The organism is Staphylococcus sp. EG-SA-14 (assembly GCF_017151935.1).
GTDB lineage: Bacteria > Bacillota > Bacilli > Staphylococcales > Staphylococcaceae > Staphylococcus > Staphylococcus aureus.
The window spans coordinates 1-16657 of sequence record NZ_JACVZM010000034.1; the positions used below are offsets into that span (position 1 = coordinate 1).

Genomic DNA, 16657 nt, shown 5'->3' on the forward strand with positions numbered 1-16657 from the left:
ATTGAATGGCTTCGCTTTCCTAGGGTGCCGTCTCAGCCTCGGTCTTCGACTGGCACTGCTCCCTCAGGAGTCTCGCCATTAATACTACGTATTAACATGTAATTTTACTTTGAAATACTTTAAAAAAATAAGACACTTTGCCCAACTTGCACATAAATGTAAAATTCAATAAAATGAATTTTCTGTGTTGAGTCCCTTCGTATAATTTAATAAATACCACTAAACTAAATTAACGAGGTGCCTTATGTATAAAAATTATAACATGACCCAACTTACACTACCAATAGAAACTTCTGTTAGAATCCCTCAAAATGATATTTCGCGATATGTAAATGAAATTGTTGAAACGATACCTGATAGCGAATTCGATGAATTCAGACATCATCGTGGCGCAACATCCTATCATCCAAAAATGATGTTAAAAATCATCTTATATGCATATACTCAATCTGTATTTTCTGGTCGTAGAATAGAGAAATTACTTCATGACAGTATTCGAATGCTGTGGTTAGCTCAAGATCAAACACATTATTAAAAATAAATAAGGGGATACTTATGAGCACAAATCAAACATTTTTAATATTTGTTATAGCAATTATTCTACTTACATCTGTAATAGGAATTGTTGGACGATACATGAGTCGTCAACGTCTATTAAAATCTATGGAAACATTATGGCAAACGATTTCTCCATTAGAAGCTTTTATCAGACCGAACTCACATTTCGACTATGAGTATAAGCTCTACAAGGAAAAATTTGAATCACATTCATTAGTTGATGATAAAACTTGGTCCGACTTAAATATGAATGCAATCTTTCATAAGATGAATTATAATTTAACAGCTATTGGTGAAATGAAGCTATATGCCTGTTTACGTGGAATGCTTTCAATTACGAACAAATCATTACTTAGTTTATTTAATGATAATGCTGAATTTAGAAAAAACGTAACATATCATTTAGCTTTGATTGGTAAAACTGTTTATCCAACATTTCCAGACCAAATCACACCGGTAAAACGTCAAAATATATTGTTTCTATGCCCGTTTTTACCAGTTATCTCATTTGCAGTTATATTTATTAATTCACAAGTTGGTATTTTATTATTTCTTATGAGTTGCCTATTTAATATCATTTTATCAGCAACTTTAAAGCGTACATATGAGGATGACTTAAAATCTATCTTTTATGCATCCAATGTTTTAAAACAAGGCTATACTATCTCAAAAATTAAACATGCTCCACAACCTGAAGTCAATTTTAAGCAATTTAGAACAGCACGTCATTTAACGAGTGTTTTAGCTGAAGTTAATGATGAAGATATCGGAGCTATGGTAATTAAACTAGTTAAACTTATTTTCATGCTTGATTATGTTTTATTTCATTCAATTCAAAAAAGCTATACAACACATATGAATGAGCTTAAAAATTGTTTCGATTACATAGCTGAATTAGATAATCATTATGCATTAGCAATGTATCGTAGAACGCTAGAATGTTATACTGAACCACAAATTGATGATTCAAATGATGGCATAGTATTCTCTGAGTTAACACATCCACTCATAGCAGATGCAGTAGCCAATGATTTCTCACTATCACAAAATATACTGTTAACTGGGTCTAATGCTTCGGGTAAATCAACATTTATGAAATCCATAGCAATAAACATTATTCTTGCATCGGCTATACAAACAGTTACCGCAAGCAAATTTGTATATCAACCTGGAATTGTGTTCACGTCAATGGCAAATGCCGATGATGTGTTATCAGGCGATAGTTATTTTATGGCTGAATTAAAATCTATTAAGCGTATTGTTGAAATTCCAGATAATCAAAAAATATACTGCTTTATAGATGAAATTTTTAAAGGTACCAACACAACTGAACGAATTGCCGCTTCAGAATCAGTACTATCATTTTTACATGAAAAATCTAACTTTAGAGTTATTGCAGCAACACATGATATTGAGTTAGCTGAACTCTTAAAACAACGTTATGAAAATTACCATTTCAATGAGGTAATAGAAAATAATAACATACATTTTGATTACAAAATTAAGCCTGGCAAAGCAAATACACGTAATGCCATCGAATTATTAAAAATCACTTCATTTCCAGCAAAAATATATGAACGAGCAAAAGATAATGTCCCGAAAATTTAGCATTTAACTTTAAACATAAAAACGTCAGCTATCACATGACAGAAGACTATGAACAGTTTCAATAATGTTCATAGTAATCATGTTAATAACTGACGTTTATTTTATTCTGCAGAATACTCTTCTAAATCTATATTGCTGTGCCCATTTAATGCTAAATCAGCAAATCGACCTTGCTGATACAAATAGTGGCCGGCAACGCCTATCATTGCAGCATTATCTGTGCATAATTTAGGACTTGGGATAGTTAATTGAATGTCATTGACTTTGCATTGATCCGCTAAAGATTGACGTAATCCTTTATTACTCGCCACGCCACCAGCAACAATTAATCGCTGAACACCATATTCTTTACAAGCTTGAATAGCTTTAAACGTGAGCACCTCTACAACACTGTTTTGAAAGCTCGTTGCTACGTTAGCTTCAATGATTGGAATATTTTTTTGTCGTTGATTGTGAAGTTGATTGATTACGGCACTTTTCAACCCACTAAAACTAAAATCATAACTATCTTTATCCAACCAAACACGAGGGAATGAATAAGTATCTTCACCTTCAGCAGCCAACCGATCAACTTGTGGACCACCTGGATAATTTAAACCAATTGTTCGTGCCACTTTATCATAAGCCTCACCTACTGCGTCATCTCGTGTTTCACCAATGACTTCAAATGATAAATGATCCTTCATATAAACTAATTCAGTATGTCCACCTGAAACAATAAGTGCAATTAGCGGGAATGTTAATGGCTCTTCTATGTGATTAGCATATATATGTCCTGCAATATGATGAACAGGAATAAGTGGCTTATCGTAAGCAAATGCCAATGCTTTGGCTGCATTAACACCTATTAGTAACGCACCAATTAGTCCAGGGCCTTCTGTAACCGCTATGGCATCAATATCTTCTATTGATACATCGGCATCCCCTAGAGCCTCGTTTATTGTTGCTGTTATACCTTCAACGTGATGTCTACTTGCCACTTCGGGAACGACACCGCCAAATCGTTTATGACTTTCAATCTGACTTAAAACTGTATTTGATAAAATATCTCTGCCATTTTTTATAACACTAACGCTTGTTTCATCACAACTTGTTTCAACAGCTAGTATTAATATATCTTTAGTCATTTAAATTCACCCACATAACCATTGCGTCCTCACCTTCACCATAATAATTTTTACGTTTACCACCATATTGAAATCCTAAATTTTCATATACATGTTGTGCCACTTTATTATTAACTCTTACTTCTAAACTCATCACATCACAAGTGTGACTTGCATAGTTTATTCCGTATTTTAAAAGCATTTGACCTAAACCATAGCCTCTATAATTATCATCGATTGCAACTGTTGTAATTTGAGCTTGATCGATAACAATCCATAAACCTAAATAACCAATAATTTGTTGTTCAAATTCTAAGACAAAATATTTCGCAAAGTTATTTTGCTCTATTTCATGATAAAATGCGTCAATTGTCCAAGAACTGTCATTGAAACTCCGACGCTCAAGATCAAAGACTTGTGGCACATCTTCTTTAGTCATCTCTCTAATGTTTAATTGTTCTTTTGACTGTTGATCCAATTTCGTTCCGCCTCAGCTAATTTATGGTATTTAGGAGTAAATGTATGTACGTCTGAAGGTTTATCTAGCAATTGATACATGACTGATGCATTTGGTAGCTGCGCAATCACTTCACCTTGTAATTCATCTTGTAATTTTACAGTATCTTTCCCAATATAAATAAATGGTTGGTTTAAATCTTCTAAAAAAGCTCGCAATGCCTCTATCGACATATATTGATCTTCTAAAATAGTCACTAATTGACCATTTTGCCACTGGAATATGCCTGTATAAACTGCTTGTCGTCTTGCATCAAACACAGGAACCAATAATTTATCAGTATGATCGATTGTTGCTGCCAATGCCTTTAATGATGAAACACCATATAATTTAACATCTAACGCATACGCTAATGTTTTAGCAACAGTAACACCGATACGTAAGCCAGTATATGAACCAGGACCTTCAGCAACAATAATCGCATCTAATTGCTGTTTAGCTATTTTGCTCTGCTCAAATAGCTGACTAATCGCAGGCATTAATTGCACTGAATGATTTTGTTTAGAATCCGTAGTTATTTCAGCTAAAACTTCATCGTTTTGCATCAATGCTACTGATAATGGTTGATTCGATGTATCAATGAGCAGCGAATTCATGGATAATTGCCTCCTTAATTTGTTCATAATGTTCTCCTTGCGCGAACAACTCAATTTGTCTTGTATTTTCAGATATTGTTGAAATGTTAATAGATAAATGCGTCGCTGGAAGTAAATCTTTTATAAATTGACTCCATTCAATAACAGTAATTGCCTGATCTTCGAAAAATTCATCAAATCCTAAATCTTCATCAGAATCTTCTAAGCGATAACAATCCATATGATGCAATTTTAAATTTTTACCCCTATATGATTTAATGATGTTAAATGTCGGGGAATTAATCGTACGTCTTACACCAAGAGCTTTTCCTATAAATTGCGTTAACGTTGTTTTACCTGCTCCTAAATCTCCGTTAAGTAAAATCAAATCACCACTTTTCAATTGCTCAACTAAAAATATAGCAAATTGATTCATTTCATCTAAATTATTTATCTTTATCAATGTTGATTCTCCTATATTATGCTTTTCATTCATAAAAATGATTATCCATTGTTCAATCGTATCTAACTTTATATTTAACCTTTATATTGTAACAAATTTCAACTTAAATTTCTTATCTTTGAAACAGATTATCTCTTCAAAGTTAATTGTAAGAAAATTTAAAATATTTGTTGACATACTAAAGCAGATATAGTAAATTAAATTTATCAAATTTTTAGACAATTCTAACTATTAAAGTGATATATACCATTCACGGAAGGAGTATAATAAAATGCTTAATCAATATACTGAACATCAACCGACAACTTCAAATATTATTATTTTATTATACTCTTTAGGACTCGAACGTTAGTAAATATTTACTAAACGCTTTAAGTCCTATTTCTGTTTGAATGGGACTTGTAAACGTCCCAATATTATTGGGACGTTTTTTTATGTTTTATCTTTCAATTACTTATTTTTATTACTATAAAACATGATTAATCATTAAAATTTACGGGGGAATTTACTATGCGAAGCGACATGATCAAAAAAGGAGATCACCAAGCACCAGCAAGAAGTCTTTTACATGCCACGGGCGCGCTAAAAAGTCCAACTGATATGAACAAACCATTTGTAGCTATTTGTAACTCTTATATTGATATTGTTCCTGGACATGTTCACTTGAGAGAGCTTGCAGATATAGCTAAAGAAGCAATTAGAGAAGCCGGTGCCATTCCATTTGAATTCAATACAATTGGTGTTGATGATGGAATAGCTATGGGACATATCGGAATGCGATATTCTCTACCATCACGTGAAATTATTGCAGATGCAGCTGAAACTGTAATTAACGCTCATTGGTTTGACGGCGTATTTTACATTCCTAATTGTGACAAGATTACACCCGGTATGATTTTAGCAGCCATGAGGACAAACGTACCAGCTATCTTTTGCTCTGGTGGACCAATGAAAGCTGGCTTATCTGCACATGGAAAAGCATTAACACTTTCATCAATGTTTGAAGCAGTCGGCGCATTTAAAGAAGGATCGATTTCTAAAGAAGAATTTTTAGATATGGAACAAAATGCCTGCCCTACTTGTGGTTCATGTGCTGGGATGTTTACTGCAAATTCAATGAACTGTTTGATGGAAGTTTTAGGTCTAGCATTACCATACAACGGTACTGCACTTGCAGTCAGTGATCAGCGACGAGAAATGATTCGCCAAGCAGCTTTTAAATTAGTTGAAAATATTAAAAATGATTTAAAACCACGTGATATCGTTACTCGCGAAGCAATTGATGATGCATTTGCACTTGATATGGCTATGGGTGGTTCAACAAACACGGTACTGCATACGTTAGCCATTGCCAATGAAGCTGGTATTGATTATGACTTAGAGCGCATTAATGCTATTGCCAAACGCACGCCATATTTATCAAAAATAGCACCTAGTTCATCGTATTCAATGCATGATGTGCATGAAGCTGGTGGCGTCCCAGCAATTATTAATGAATTGATGAAGAAAGATGGCACGTTACACCCAGATAGAATCACAGTTACTGGCAAAACGTTACGTGAAAATAACGAAGGCAAAGAAATTAAGAACTTTGATGTCATTCACCCTCTTGATGCACCATATGATGCACAAGGCGGTTTATCTATCTTATTTGGTAATATCGCCCCTAAAGGCGCAGTTATTAAAGTTGGCGGCGTTGATCCATCTATCAAAACATTTACTGGGAAAGCAATTTGTTTCAATTCGCATGATGAAGCTGTTGAAGCAATAGACAATCGTACCGTTCGTGCAGGCCACGTCGTTGTCATTAGATATGAAGGACCTAAAGGTGGACCAGGTATGCCTGAAATGTTAGCACCTACTTCCTCTATTGTTGGTCGCGGCTTAGGTAAAGATGTTGCATTAATTACTGATGGGCGTTTTTCCGGTGCCACAAGAGGTATTGCAGTTGGTCATATTTCCCCTGAAGCTGCATCTGGTGGACCAATTGCCTTAATTGAAGATGGAGATGAGATTACTATTGATTTAACAAATCGTACATTAAACGTAAACCAGCCTGAAGATGTTCTAGCGCGTCGCCGAGAATCTTTAACACCGTTTAAAGCGAAAGTAAAAACAGGTTATCTAGCTCGTTATACTGCCCTAGTAACTAGCGCAAATACAGGTGGCGTCATGCAAGTCCCTGAGAATTTAATTTAATTTATTTTTATATTGGAGATGGTTAAAATGTCTAAAACTCAACATGAAGTAAACCAAAATATTGACCCTTTAAAAATGGCTGAATCACTTGAACTTGAACAACTAAATGAAAAAACTTTAAATGACATGCGTTCAGGATCAGAAGTGCTAGTAGAAGCTCTACTTAAAGAAAATGTGGATTATTTATTCGGTTATCCTGGTGGTGCCGTACTACCTTTATACGACACATTTTATGATGGTAAAATCAAACATATTTTAGCAAGACACGAACAAGGTGCTGTTCATGCTGCAGAAGGTTATGCACGTGTATCTGGTAAAACTGGCGTCGTTGTAGTTACAAGCGGTCCAGGTGCAACTAATGTAATGACAGGTATTACGGATGCACATTGCGACTCTTTACCTCTAGTTGTATTCACTGGACAAGTTGCTACACCAGGCATTGGTAAAGATGCATTCCAAGAAGCGGATATTCTATCTATGACTTCACCAATTACAAAACAAAATTATCAAGTGAAACGTGTTGAAGATATCCCTAAAATCGTACACGAAGCTTTCCATGTAGCTAATTCTGGACGCAAAGGTCCTGTAGTGATTGATTTTCCAAAAGATATGGGTGTTTTAGCTACAAATGTGGATTTATGCGACGAAATCAATATTCCAGGTTATGAAGTTGTTACAGAACCAGAAAATAAAGACATTGACACTTTCATCTCACTTTTAAAAGAAGCGAAAAAGCCTGTCGTATTAGCCGGCGCAGGTATTAATCAATCAAAATCAAATCAATTATTAACACAGTTTGTTAATAAACATCAAATCCCAACAGTTACTACTTTACTAGGTCTAGGTGCTGTACCTTATGAGGATACACTATTTTTAGGTATGGGAGGTATGCATGGTTCTTATGCTAGTAACATGGCATTAACTGAGTGTGATTTACTCATTAATTTAGGTAGCCGCTTCGATGATAGATTAGCAAGCAAACCTGATGCCTTTGCACCTAACGCCAAAATTGTACATGTAGATATTGATCCTTCAGAAATCAATAAAGTTATTCATGTAGATTTAGGTATTATTGCAGACTGTAAAAGATTTTTAGAATGTTTAAATGATAAAAATGTTGAGACTATAGAACACAGTGACTGGGTTAAACATTGTCAAAATAATAAGCAGAAACACCCATTTAAACTTGGTGAAGAAGATCAAGTATTTTGTAAGCCACAACAAACAATCGAATATATCGGCAAAATTACAAATGGTGAAGCAATTGTTACTACAGACGTGGGACAACATCAAATGTGGGCAGCTCAATTTTATCCATTTAAAAATCACGGACAATGGGTTACAAGCGGTGGTTTAGGAACAATGGGATTCGGTATTCCTTCGTCAATTGGTGCCAAATTAGCTAATCCTGATAAAACAGTCGTATGTTTCGTCGGTGACGGTGGTTTCCAAATGACAAACCAAGAAATGGCACTTTTACCCGAATATGGTTTAGATGTCAAAATCGTACTAATCAATAATGGAACATTAGGTATGGTTAAACAATGGCAAGATAAGTTCTTTAATCAACGCTTCTCACACTCAGTATTTAATGGTCAACCTGATTTTATGAAAATGGCAGAAGCATATGGCGTCAAAGGTTTCTTAATCGATAAGCCAGAACAACTGGAAGAACAATTAGATGCAGCGTTTGCTTATCAAGGACCAGCTTTAATTGAGGTTCGTATTTCCCCTACTGAAGCTGTAACCCCAATGGTTCCGAGTGGCAAATCAAATCATGAAATGGAGGGCTTATAATGACAAGAATTCTTAAATTACAAGTTGCGGATCAAGTCAGCACGCTAAATCGAATTACAAGTGCTTTTGTTCGCCTACAATATAATATCGATACATTACATGTTACACATTCTGAACAACCTGGGATTTCTAACATGGAAATTCAAGTCGATATTCAAGATGATACATCACTTCATATATTAATTAAAAAATTAAAACAACAAATTAATGTTTTAACGGTTGAATGCTACGACCTTGTTGATAACGAAGCTTAATTTTAAGACAAAGGCAATGATGCGCTAATTAGTTATAGATAAATCATAGGCTGCTAGTTAACATCTGCCACTATTACAAAGTTATATTTCAGAATTTTCGAAAAACAAAATATTTAATTATTTGGAGGAATTTATTATGACAACAGTTTATTATGATCAAGATGTAAAAACGGACGCTTTACAAGGCAAAAAAATTGCAGTAGTAGGTTATGGATCACAAGGTCACGCGCATGCACAAAACTTAAAAGACAATGGATATGATGTAGTCATCGGCATTCGCCCAGGTCGTTCTTTTGACAAAGCTAAAGAAGATGGATTTGATGTGTTCCCTGTTGCAGAAGCAGTTAAGCAAGCTGATGTAATTATGGTGCTATTACCTGATGAAATTCAAGGTGATGTATACAAAAACGAAATTGAACCAAATTTAGAAAAACATAATGCGCTTGCATTTGCTCATGGCTTTAACATTCATTTTGGTGTTATTCAACCACCAGCTGATGTTGATGTATTTTTAGTAGCTCCTAAAGGACCGGGTCATTTAGTTAGACGTACATTTGTTGAAGGTTCTGCTGTACCATCACTATTTGGTATTCAACAAGACGCTTCAGGTCAAGCACGTAATATTGCTTTAAGTTATGCAAAAGGTATTGGTGCAACTCGTGCAGGTGTTATTGAAACAACATTTAAAGAAGAAACTGAGACAGATTTATTTGGTGAACAAGCAGTACTTTGCGGTGGTGTATCGAAATTAATTCAAAGTGGCTTTGAAACATTAGTAGAAGCGGGTTATCAACCAGAATTAGCTTATTTTGAAGTATTACATGAAATGAAATTAATCGTTGATTTGATGTATGAAGGCGGTATGGAAAATGTACGTTACTCAATTTCAAATACTGCTGAATTTGGTGACTATGTTTCAGGACCACGTGTTATCACACCAGATGTTAAAGAAAATATGAAAGCTGTATTAACTGATATCCAAAATGGTAACTTCAGTAATCGCTTTATCGAAGACAATAAAAATGGATTCAAAGAATTTTATAAATTACGCGAAGAACAACATGGTCATCAAATTGAAAAAGTTGGTCGTGAATTACGCGAAATGATGCCTTTTATTAAATCTAAAAGCATTGAAAAATAAGATAGACCTACAATGAGGAGTTGTTAAATATGAGTAGTCATATTCAAATTTTTGATACGACACTAAGAGACGGTGAACAAACACCAGGAGTGAATTTTACTTTTGATGAACGCTTGCGTATTGCATTGCAATTAGAAAAATGGGGTGTAGATGTTATTGAAGCTGGATTTCCTGCTTCAAGTACAGGTAGCTTTAAATCTGTTCAAGCAATTGCACAAACATTAACAACAACGGCTGTATGTGGTTTAGCTAGATGTAAAAAATCTGACATCGATGCTGTATATGAAGCAACAAAAGATGCAGCGAAGCCGGTCGTGCATGTTTTTATAGCAACATCACCTATTCATCTTGAACATAAACTTAAAATGTCTCAAGAAGACGTTTTAGCATCTATTAAAGAACATGTCACATACGCGAAACAATTATTTGACGTTGTTCAATTTTCACCTGAAGATGCAACGCGTACTGAATTACCATTCTTAGTGAAATGTGTACAAACTGCCGTTGACGCTGGAGCTACAGTTATTAATATTCCTGATACAGTCGGCTACAGTTACCATGATGAATATGCACATATTTTCAAAACCTTAACAGAATCTGTAACATCTTCAAATGAAATTATTTATAGTGCTCATTGCCATGACGATTTAGGAATGGCTGTTTCAAATAGTTTAGCTGCAATTGAAGGCGGTGCGAGACGAATTGAAGGCACTGTAAATGGTATTGGTGAACGAGCAGGTAATGCAGCACTTGAAGAAGTCGCGCTTGCACTATACGTTCGAAATGATCATTATGGTGCTCAAACTGCTCTTAATCTCGAAGAAACTAAAAAAACATCGGATTTAATTTCAAGATATGCAGGTATTCGAGTGCCTAGAAATAAAGCAATTGTTGGCCAAAATGCATTTAGTCATGAATCAGGTATTCACCAAGATGGCGTATTAAAACATCGTGAAACATATGAAATTATGACACCTCAACTTGTTGGTGTAAGCACGACTGAACTTCCATTAGGAAAATTATCTGGTAAACACGCCTTCTCAGAGAAGTTAAAAGCATTAGGTTATGGCATTGATAAAGAAGCGCAAATAGATTTATTTAAACAATTCAAGGCCATTGCGGACAAAAAGAAATCTGTTTCAGATAGAGATATTCATGCGATTATTCAAGGTTCTGAGCATGAGCATCAAGCACTTTATAAATTGGAAACACTGCAACTACAATATGTCTCTAGCGGCCTTCAAAGTGCTGTTGTTGTTGTTAAAGATAAAGAGGGTCATATTTACCAGGATTCAAGTATTGGTACTGGCTCAATCGTAGCAATTTACAATGCAGTTGATCGTATTTTCCAGAAAGAAACAGAATTAATTGATTATCGTATTAATTCTGTCACTGAAGGTACTGATGCCCAAGCAGAAGTACATGTAAATTTATTGATTGAAGGTAAGACTGTCAATGGCTTTGGTATTGATCATGATATTTTACAAGCCTCTTGTAAAGCATACGTAGAAGCACATGCTAAATTTGCAGCTGAAAATGTTGAGAAGGTAGGTAATTAATTATGACTTATAACATTGTTGCCCTACCTGGTGATGGAATCGGTCCAGAAATTTTGAACGGATCTCTATCATTGCTTGAAATTATAAGTAATAAATATAACTTTAATTATCAAATAGAGCACCACGAATTTGGTGGTGCCTCTATTGATACATTCGGCGAACCTTTAACTGAGAAAACCTTAAATGCGTGTAAAAGAGCAGATGCTATTTTACTGGGTGCAATCGGTGGACCTAAATGGACAGATCCTAACAATCGACCAGAACAAGGATTATTAAAATTGCGTAAATCCTTAAATTTATTTGCAAATATACGCCCCACTACCGTTGTCAAAGGCGCTAGTTCTTTATCACCTTTAAAGGAAGAACGCGTTGAAGGCACAGATTTAGTTATAGTCCGTGAATTGACAAGTGGTATTTATTTTGGAGAACCTAGACATTTTAATAATCACGAGGCCTTAGATTCTCTTACTTATACAAGAGAAGAAATAGAACGCATTGTTCACGTAGCATTTAAATTGGCCGCTTCAAGACGAGGAAAACTAACATCAGTTGATAAAGAAAATGTATTAGCTTCTAGTAAATTGTGGCGCAAAGTCGTAAATGAAGTAAGTCAATTATATCCAGAAGTAACAGTAAATCACTTACTTGTTGATGCTTGTAGTATGCATTTAATCACAAATCCAAAACAATTTGACGTCATCGTATGTGAAAACTTATTTGGCGATATTTTAAGTGATGAAGCTTCAGTGATTCCTGGTTCACTTGGTTTATCACCTTCTGCTAGTTTTAGTAACGATGGTCCAAGATTGTATGAGCCTATTCATGGATCAGCACCAGATATTGCAGGTAAAAACGTTGCCAATCCATTTGGAATGATTCTATCTTTAGCGATGTGTTTACGTGAAAGCTTAAATCAACCAGATGCTGCAGATGAATTAGAACAACATATTTATAACATGATTGAACATGGGCAAACGACAGCAGATTTAGGCGGCAAATTGAATACTACTGATATTTTCGAAATTCTATCTCAAAAATTGAATCACTAAGGGGGAGATGTAAATGGGTCAAACATTATTTGACAAGGTGTGGAACAGACATGTGTTATACGGGAAATTGGGCGAACCGCAACTATTATACATTGATTTACACCTTATACATGAAGTTACTTCTCCTCAAGCATTTGAAGGACTTAGGCTTCAAAACAGAAAATTAAGACGCCCAGATTTAACATTTGCAACACTCGATCACAATGTTCCTACTATTGATATATTCAATATTAAAGATGAAATTGCAAACAAACAAATCACAACATTACAAAAAAACGCCATAGATTTTGGGGTGCATATTTTTGATATGGGCTCTGATGAACAAGGTATTGTTCACATGGTAGGACCTGAGACAGGACTTACACAGCCTGGCAAGACAATCGTTTGTGGTGACTCTCACACAGCAACACATGGAGCATTTGGTGCTATTGCATTTGGAATTGGAACAAGTGAAGTTGAACATGTTTTCGCAACTCAAACGCTATGGCAAACAAAACCCAAAAACTTAAAAATCGATATTAATGGTACCTTACCAACAGGCGTCTATGCTAAGGACATTATTCTGCATTTAATTAAAACGTATGGTGTTGACTTTGGTACAGGCTATGCTTTGGAATTTACTGGCGAAACAATTAAAAACCTTTCAATGGACGGTCGAATGACTATTTGTAACATGGCTATCGAAGGTGGTGCCAAATACGGCATAATCCAACCTGATGATATAACATTTGAATATGTTAAAGGGAGACCATTTGCCGATAACTTCGCTAAATCAGTTGATAAGTGGCGTGAGCTATATTCTGATGACGACGCGATATTTGATCGTGTAATTGAACTTGATGTTTCAACATTAGAACCACAAGTGACATGGGGAACTAATCCTGAAATGGGTGTTAATTTCAGTGAACCATTCCCTGAAATCAAAGATATCAACGATCAACGTGCGTATGATTATATGGGGTTAGAACCAGGTCAAAAAGCTGAAGACATCGACTTAGGGTATGTTTTTCTCGGTTCATGTACAAATGCTAGACTATCAGATTTGATTGAAGCTAGTCATATTGTTAAAGGAAATAAAGTTCACCCAAATATTACAGCTATTGTCGTACCAGGTTCTCGTACAGTAAAAAAAGAAGCAGAAAAATTAGGTCTAGATACTATCTTTAAAAATGCAGGATTTGAATGGCGTGAACCAGGATGTTCAATGTGTTTAGGCATGAATCCTGACCAAGTACCTGAGGGCGTACATTGTGCATCTACAAGTAATCGAAACTTTGAAGGACGACAAGGTAAAGGTGCAAGAACACATTTAGTATCCCCTGCTATGGCAGCAGCAGCAGCTATTCATGGTAAATTTGTGGACGTAAGAAAGGTGGTTGTTTAAATGGCAGCAATCAAACCTATTACAACATATAAAGGTAAAATAGTCCCTCTCTTCAACGACAATATCGATACAGACCAAATCATTCCTAAGGTACACTTAAAGCGTATTTCAAAAAGTGGTTTCGGTCCATTTGCTTTTGATGAATGGCGTTATTTACCAGATGGTTCAGATAATCCAGATTTCAATCCTAACAAACCACAATATAAAGGGGCTTCTATTTTAATTACTGGAGATAATTTTGGATGTGGTTCAAGTCGTGAACATGCTGCTTGGGCTCTTAAGGACTATGGTTTTCATATTATTATTGCAGGAAGTTTCAGTGACATTTTTTATATGAATTGCACTAAAAATGCGATGTTGCCTATCGTTTTAGAAAAAAGTGCCCGTGAACATCTTGCTAAATATGTTGAAATTGAGGTCGATTTACCAAATCAAACTGTGTCATCACCAGACAAGCGTTTCCATTTTGAAATTGATGAAACTTGGAAAAATAAACTTGTAAATGGCTTAGATGACATTGCAATCACCCTACAATATGAATCATTAATAGAAAAATATGAAAAATCACTTTAAGGGAGTTGAATATTATGACAGTCAAAACAACAGTTTCTACGAAAGATATCGATGAAGCATTTTTAAGACTTAAAGATATTGTCAAAGAAACACCTTTACAATTAGACCATTACTTATCTCAAAAGTATGATTGTAAAGTTTATTTAAAACGAGAAGATTTACAATGGGTACGTTCTTTTAAATTAAGAGGTGCTTACAACGCTATTTCTGTTTTATCAGATGAAGCTAAAAGTAAAGGTATTACATGTGCAAGTGCAGGTAATCATGCTCAAGGTGTTGCCTATACAGCTAAAAAACTTAATTTAAACGCTGTTATCTTTATGCCAGTCACTACACCTTTACAAAAGGTAAATCAAGTAAAGTTCTTTGGAAATAGTAACGTTGAAGTTGTACTCACTGGTGATACATTTGATCACTGTTTAGCTGAAGCTTTAACTTATACAAGTGAACATCAAATGAACTTTATAGATCCATTCAATAATGTTCATACAATTTCTGGACAAGGTACGCTTGCTAAAGAAATGCTAGAACAAGCAAAGTCTGACAATGTTAACTTTGATTATCTATTTGCCGCAATTGGTGGTGGCGGTTTAATTTCAGGTATTAGTACTTACTTTAAAACCTATTCACCTACCACGAAAATTATAGGTGTTGAACCTTCAGGTGCAAGTAGTATGTATGAATCTGTTGTCGTAAATAATCAGGTAGTCACATTGCCTAATATCGATAAATTTGTGGACGGTGCATCTGTAGCTAGAGTTGGCGATATTACATTTGAAATTGCAAAAGAAAATGTAGATGATTACGTTCAAGTAGATGAAGGTGCAGTTTGTTCTACGATTTTAGACATGTATTCAAAACAAGCAATTGTAGCAGAACCTGCTGGCGCATTAAGTGTGAGTGCTCTTGAAAACTACAAAGACCACATTAAGGGTAAAACTGTTGTTTGTGTCATTAGTGGTGGTAATAATGATATTAATCGTATGAAGGAAATTGAAGAACGTTCTTTATTATATGAAGAAATGAAACATTATTTTATTTTAAACTTCCCTCAACGCCCTGGTGCATTAAGAGAATTTGTAAATGATGTTTTAGGCCCACAAGACGATATTACAAAATTTGAATACTTGAAAAAATCTTCTCAAAATACAGGTACTGTCATTATTGGTATTCAACTTAAAGATCATGATGATTTAATACAACTCAAACAACGTGTAAATCATTTCGATCCTTCCAATATTTATATTAATGAAAATAAGATGTTATATTCATTGTTAATTTAACACATAGTAAGAAAAACAGTCATAAATTGATTTCTAATTGAAATCATCTTATGACTGCTTTTTATTATACTTTACATTTCTCGTTTCGTCAGATTCAAACGTTTTCACTTCGCCAAGCCATTTTTCTTTGTGTTTGCTTTTTACTATGTAACTTTAGACATAAAAAAAGAGACCTTGCGGTCTCAATGCGGCTCATCGCATCCATTTTTTGCCTGGCAACGTTCTACTCTAGCGGAACGTAAGTTTGCTACCATCGTCCCTAAAGACCTTTCTTGACTTGTGACAATCGCTTGCTTCTTTCCTCTTCTTCGGCTCTCGCTTACTCATTTAGCTCTACTAAACTCGTTGCGCTCTTTTCTTGTTTCGTCAGATTCAAACGTTTTCACTTCGCCAAGCCATCTTTCTTTGTGTTTGCTTTTATTTTGACGTTTTAGACATAAAAAAAAGAGACCTGCGGTCTCAACTTGCCTGGCAACGTTCTACTCTAGCGGAACGTAAGTTCGACTACCATCGACGCTAAGGAGCTTAACTTCTGTGTTCGGCATGGGAACAGGTGTGACCTCCTTGCTATAGTCACCAGACATATGAATG

15 protein-coding genes, 1 rRNA gene and 1 pseudogene are annotated in these 16657 nt (G+C 35.1%); 12 read left to right on the forward strand and 5 right to left on the reverse strand.

All coding sequences use genetic code 11. The features are described from left to right. Window positions 1–244 precede the first annotated feature (244 nt). Together IDG63_RS13630 and IDG63_RS13635 are read left to right on the forward strand one after the other, a co-directional pair. A pseudogene (locus tag IDG63_RS13630) lies at window positions 245–523 on the forward strand (transposase); the annotation flags it as partial. A 32-nt stretch (window positions 524–555) separates the two neighbouring features. After that, the gene (locus IDG63_RS13635; protein ID WP_000106330.1) at window positions 556–2166 is read left to right on the forward strand and encodes a MutS family DNA mismatch repair protein; all 1611 of its coding nucleotides are present in this window, start codon (window positions 556–558) and stop codon (window positions 2164–2166) included. Between the two features lie 101 nt (window positions 2167–2267). Here the strand turns inward: IDG63_RS13635 and tsaD are convergent, their stop codons facing one another. Genes tsaD through tsaE form a run of 4 tightly spaced genes read right to left on the reverse strand, consistent with a single transcriptional unit; the run spans window position 2268 to window position 4827 of the window. Beyond that, on the reverse strand, window positions 2268–3293 hold the full coding sequence (gene tsaD / locus IDG63_RS13640) for a tRNA (adenosine(37)-N6)-threonylcarbamoyltransferase complex transferase subunit TsaD (protein ID WP_000159034.1): 1026 nt from the start codon (window positions 3291–3293) through the stop codon (window positions 2268–2270). Beyond that, window positions 3286–3750, reverse strand: coding sequence for a ribosomal protein S18-alanine N-acetyltransferase (rimI, locus tag IDG63_RS13645; protein ID WP_000372758.1), 465 nt, complete (start codon window positions 3748–3750; stop codon window positions 3286–3288). Before rimI ends, tsaD begins: the two co-directional genes overlap by 8 nt. Next, window positions 3723–4385 (reverse strand): tRNA (adenosine(37)-N6)-threonylcarbamoyltransferase complex dimerization subunit type 1 TsaB, encoded by a 663-nt coding sequence (tsaB, locus tag IDG63_RS13650; protein ID WP_001086744.1) that lies wholly within the window; start codon window positions 4383–4385, stop codon window positions 3723–3725. The genes rimI and tsaB overlap by 28 nt, the downstream gene beginning before the upstream one ends. Continuing rightward, window positions 4366–4827: a tRNA (adenosine(37)-N6)-threonylcarbamoyltransferase complex ATPase subunit type 1 TsaE gene (tsaE, locus tag IDG63_RS13655; protein ID WP_000590798.1), complete on the reverse strand. Its 462-nt coding sequence runs from the start codon at window positions 4825–4827 to the stop codon at window positions 4366–4368. Before tsaE ends, tsaB begins: the two co-directional genes overlap by 20 nt. 37 nt (window positions 4828–4864) lie before the next feature. Between tsaE and IDG63_RS13660 the strand changes: the two genes are divergently transcribed. The 10 genes from IDG63_RS13660 (at window position 4865) to ilvA (ending at window position 16066) form a co-directional block, all read left to right on the forward strand. After that, on the forward strand, window positions 4865–5020 hold the full coding sequence (locus IDG63_RS13660) for a hypothetical protein (RefSeq protein WP_001791591.1): 156 nt from the start codon (window positions 4865–4867) through the stop codon (window positions 5018–5020). A 317-nt stretch (window positions 5021–5337) separates the two neighbouring features. Further along, window positions 5338–7026 carry a dihydroxy-acid dehydratase gene (ilvD, locus tag IDG63_RS13665; RefSeq protein ID WP_001255780.1) on the forward strand — a complete coding sequence of 563 codons (1689 nt, stop codon included), beginning with the start codon at window positions 5338–5340 and terminating at the stop codon, window positions 7024–7026. A 27-nt stretch (window positions 7027–7053) separates the two neighbouring features. Then, window positions 7054–8823 carry a biosynthetic-type acetolactate synthase large subunit gene (gene ilvB / locus IDG63_RS13670; RefSeq protein WP_000047810.1) on the forward strand — a complete coding sequence of 590 codons (1770 nt, stop codon included), beginning with the start codon at window positions 7054–7056 and terminating at the stop codon, window positions 8821–8823. After that, window positions 8823–9077 (forward strand): ACT domain-containing protein, encoded by a 255-nt coding sequence (locus IDG63_RS13675; RefSeq protein WP_000196911.1) that lies wholly within the window; start codon window positions 8823–8825, stop codon window positions 9075–9077. Before ilvB ends, IDG63_RS13675 begins: the two co-directional genes overlap by 1 nt. A gap of 136 nt (window positions 9078–9213) precedes the next feature. Then, window positions 9214–10218, forward strand: coding sequence for a ketol-acid reductoisomerase (gene ilvC, locus IDG63_RS13680; protein ID WP_000214552.1), 1005 nt, complete (start codon window positions 9214–9216; stop codon window positions 10216–10218). Between the two features lie 29 nt (window positions 10219–10247). Further along, window positions 10248–11777 (forward strand): 2-isopropylmalate synthase, encoded by a 1530-nt coding sequence (locus IDG63_RS13685; protein WP_000094582.1) that lies wholly within the window; start codon window positions 10248–10250, stop codon window positions 11775–11777. 2 nt (window positions 11778–11779) lie between these two features. Beyond that, a complete protein-coding gene (leuB, locus tag IDG63_RS13690) occupies window positions 11780–12826 on the forward strand; it encodes a 3-isopropylmalate dehydrogenase (RefSeq protein ID WP_000221945.1) in 1047 nt (348 codons plus the stop codon). A 13-nt stretch (window positions 12827–12839) separates the two neighbouring features. Further along, entirely contained in the window at window positions 12840–14210 is a 1371-nt protein-coding gene (leuC, locus tag IDG63_RS13695; protein WP_000531820.1) for a 3-isopropylmalate dehydratase large subunit, read from the forward strand. Beyond that, complete coding sequence (gene leuD, locus IDG63_RS13700; protein WP_000718951.1) at window positions 14211–14783, forward strand: 3-isopropylmalate dehydratase small subunit; 573 nt, start codon at window positions 14211–14213, stop codon at window positions 14781–14783. A 14-nt stretch (window positions 14784–14797) separates the two neighbouring features. Further along, on the forward strand, window positions 14798–16066 hold the full coding sequence (ilvA, locus tag IDG63_RS13705; protein ID WP_000216853.1) for a threonine ammonia-lyase IlvA: 1269 nt from the start codon (window positions 14798–14800) through the stop codon (window positions 16064–16066). Window positions 16067–16532: 466 nt separating this feature from the next. On the opposite strand, the gene rrf is transcribed toward ilvA, so the two are convergent. Next, window positions 16533–16647, reverse strand: a 5S ribosomal RNA gene (gene rrf / locus IDG63_RS13710). Window positions 16648–16657 lie beyond the last annotated feature (10 nt).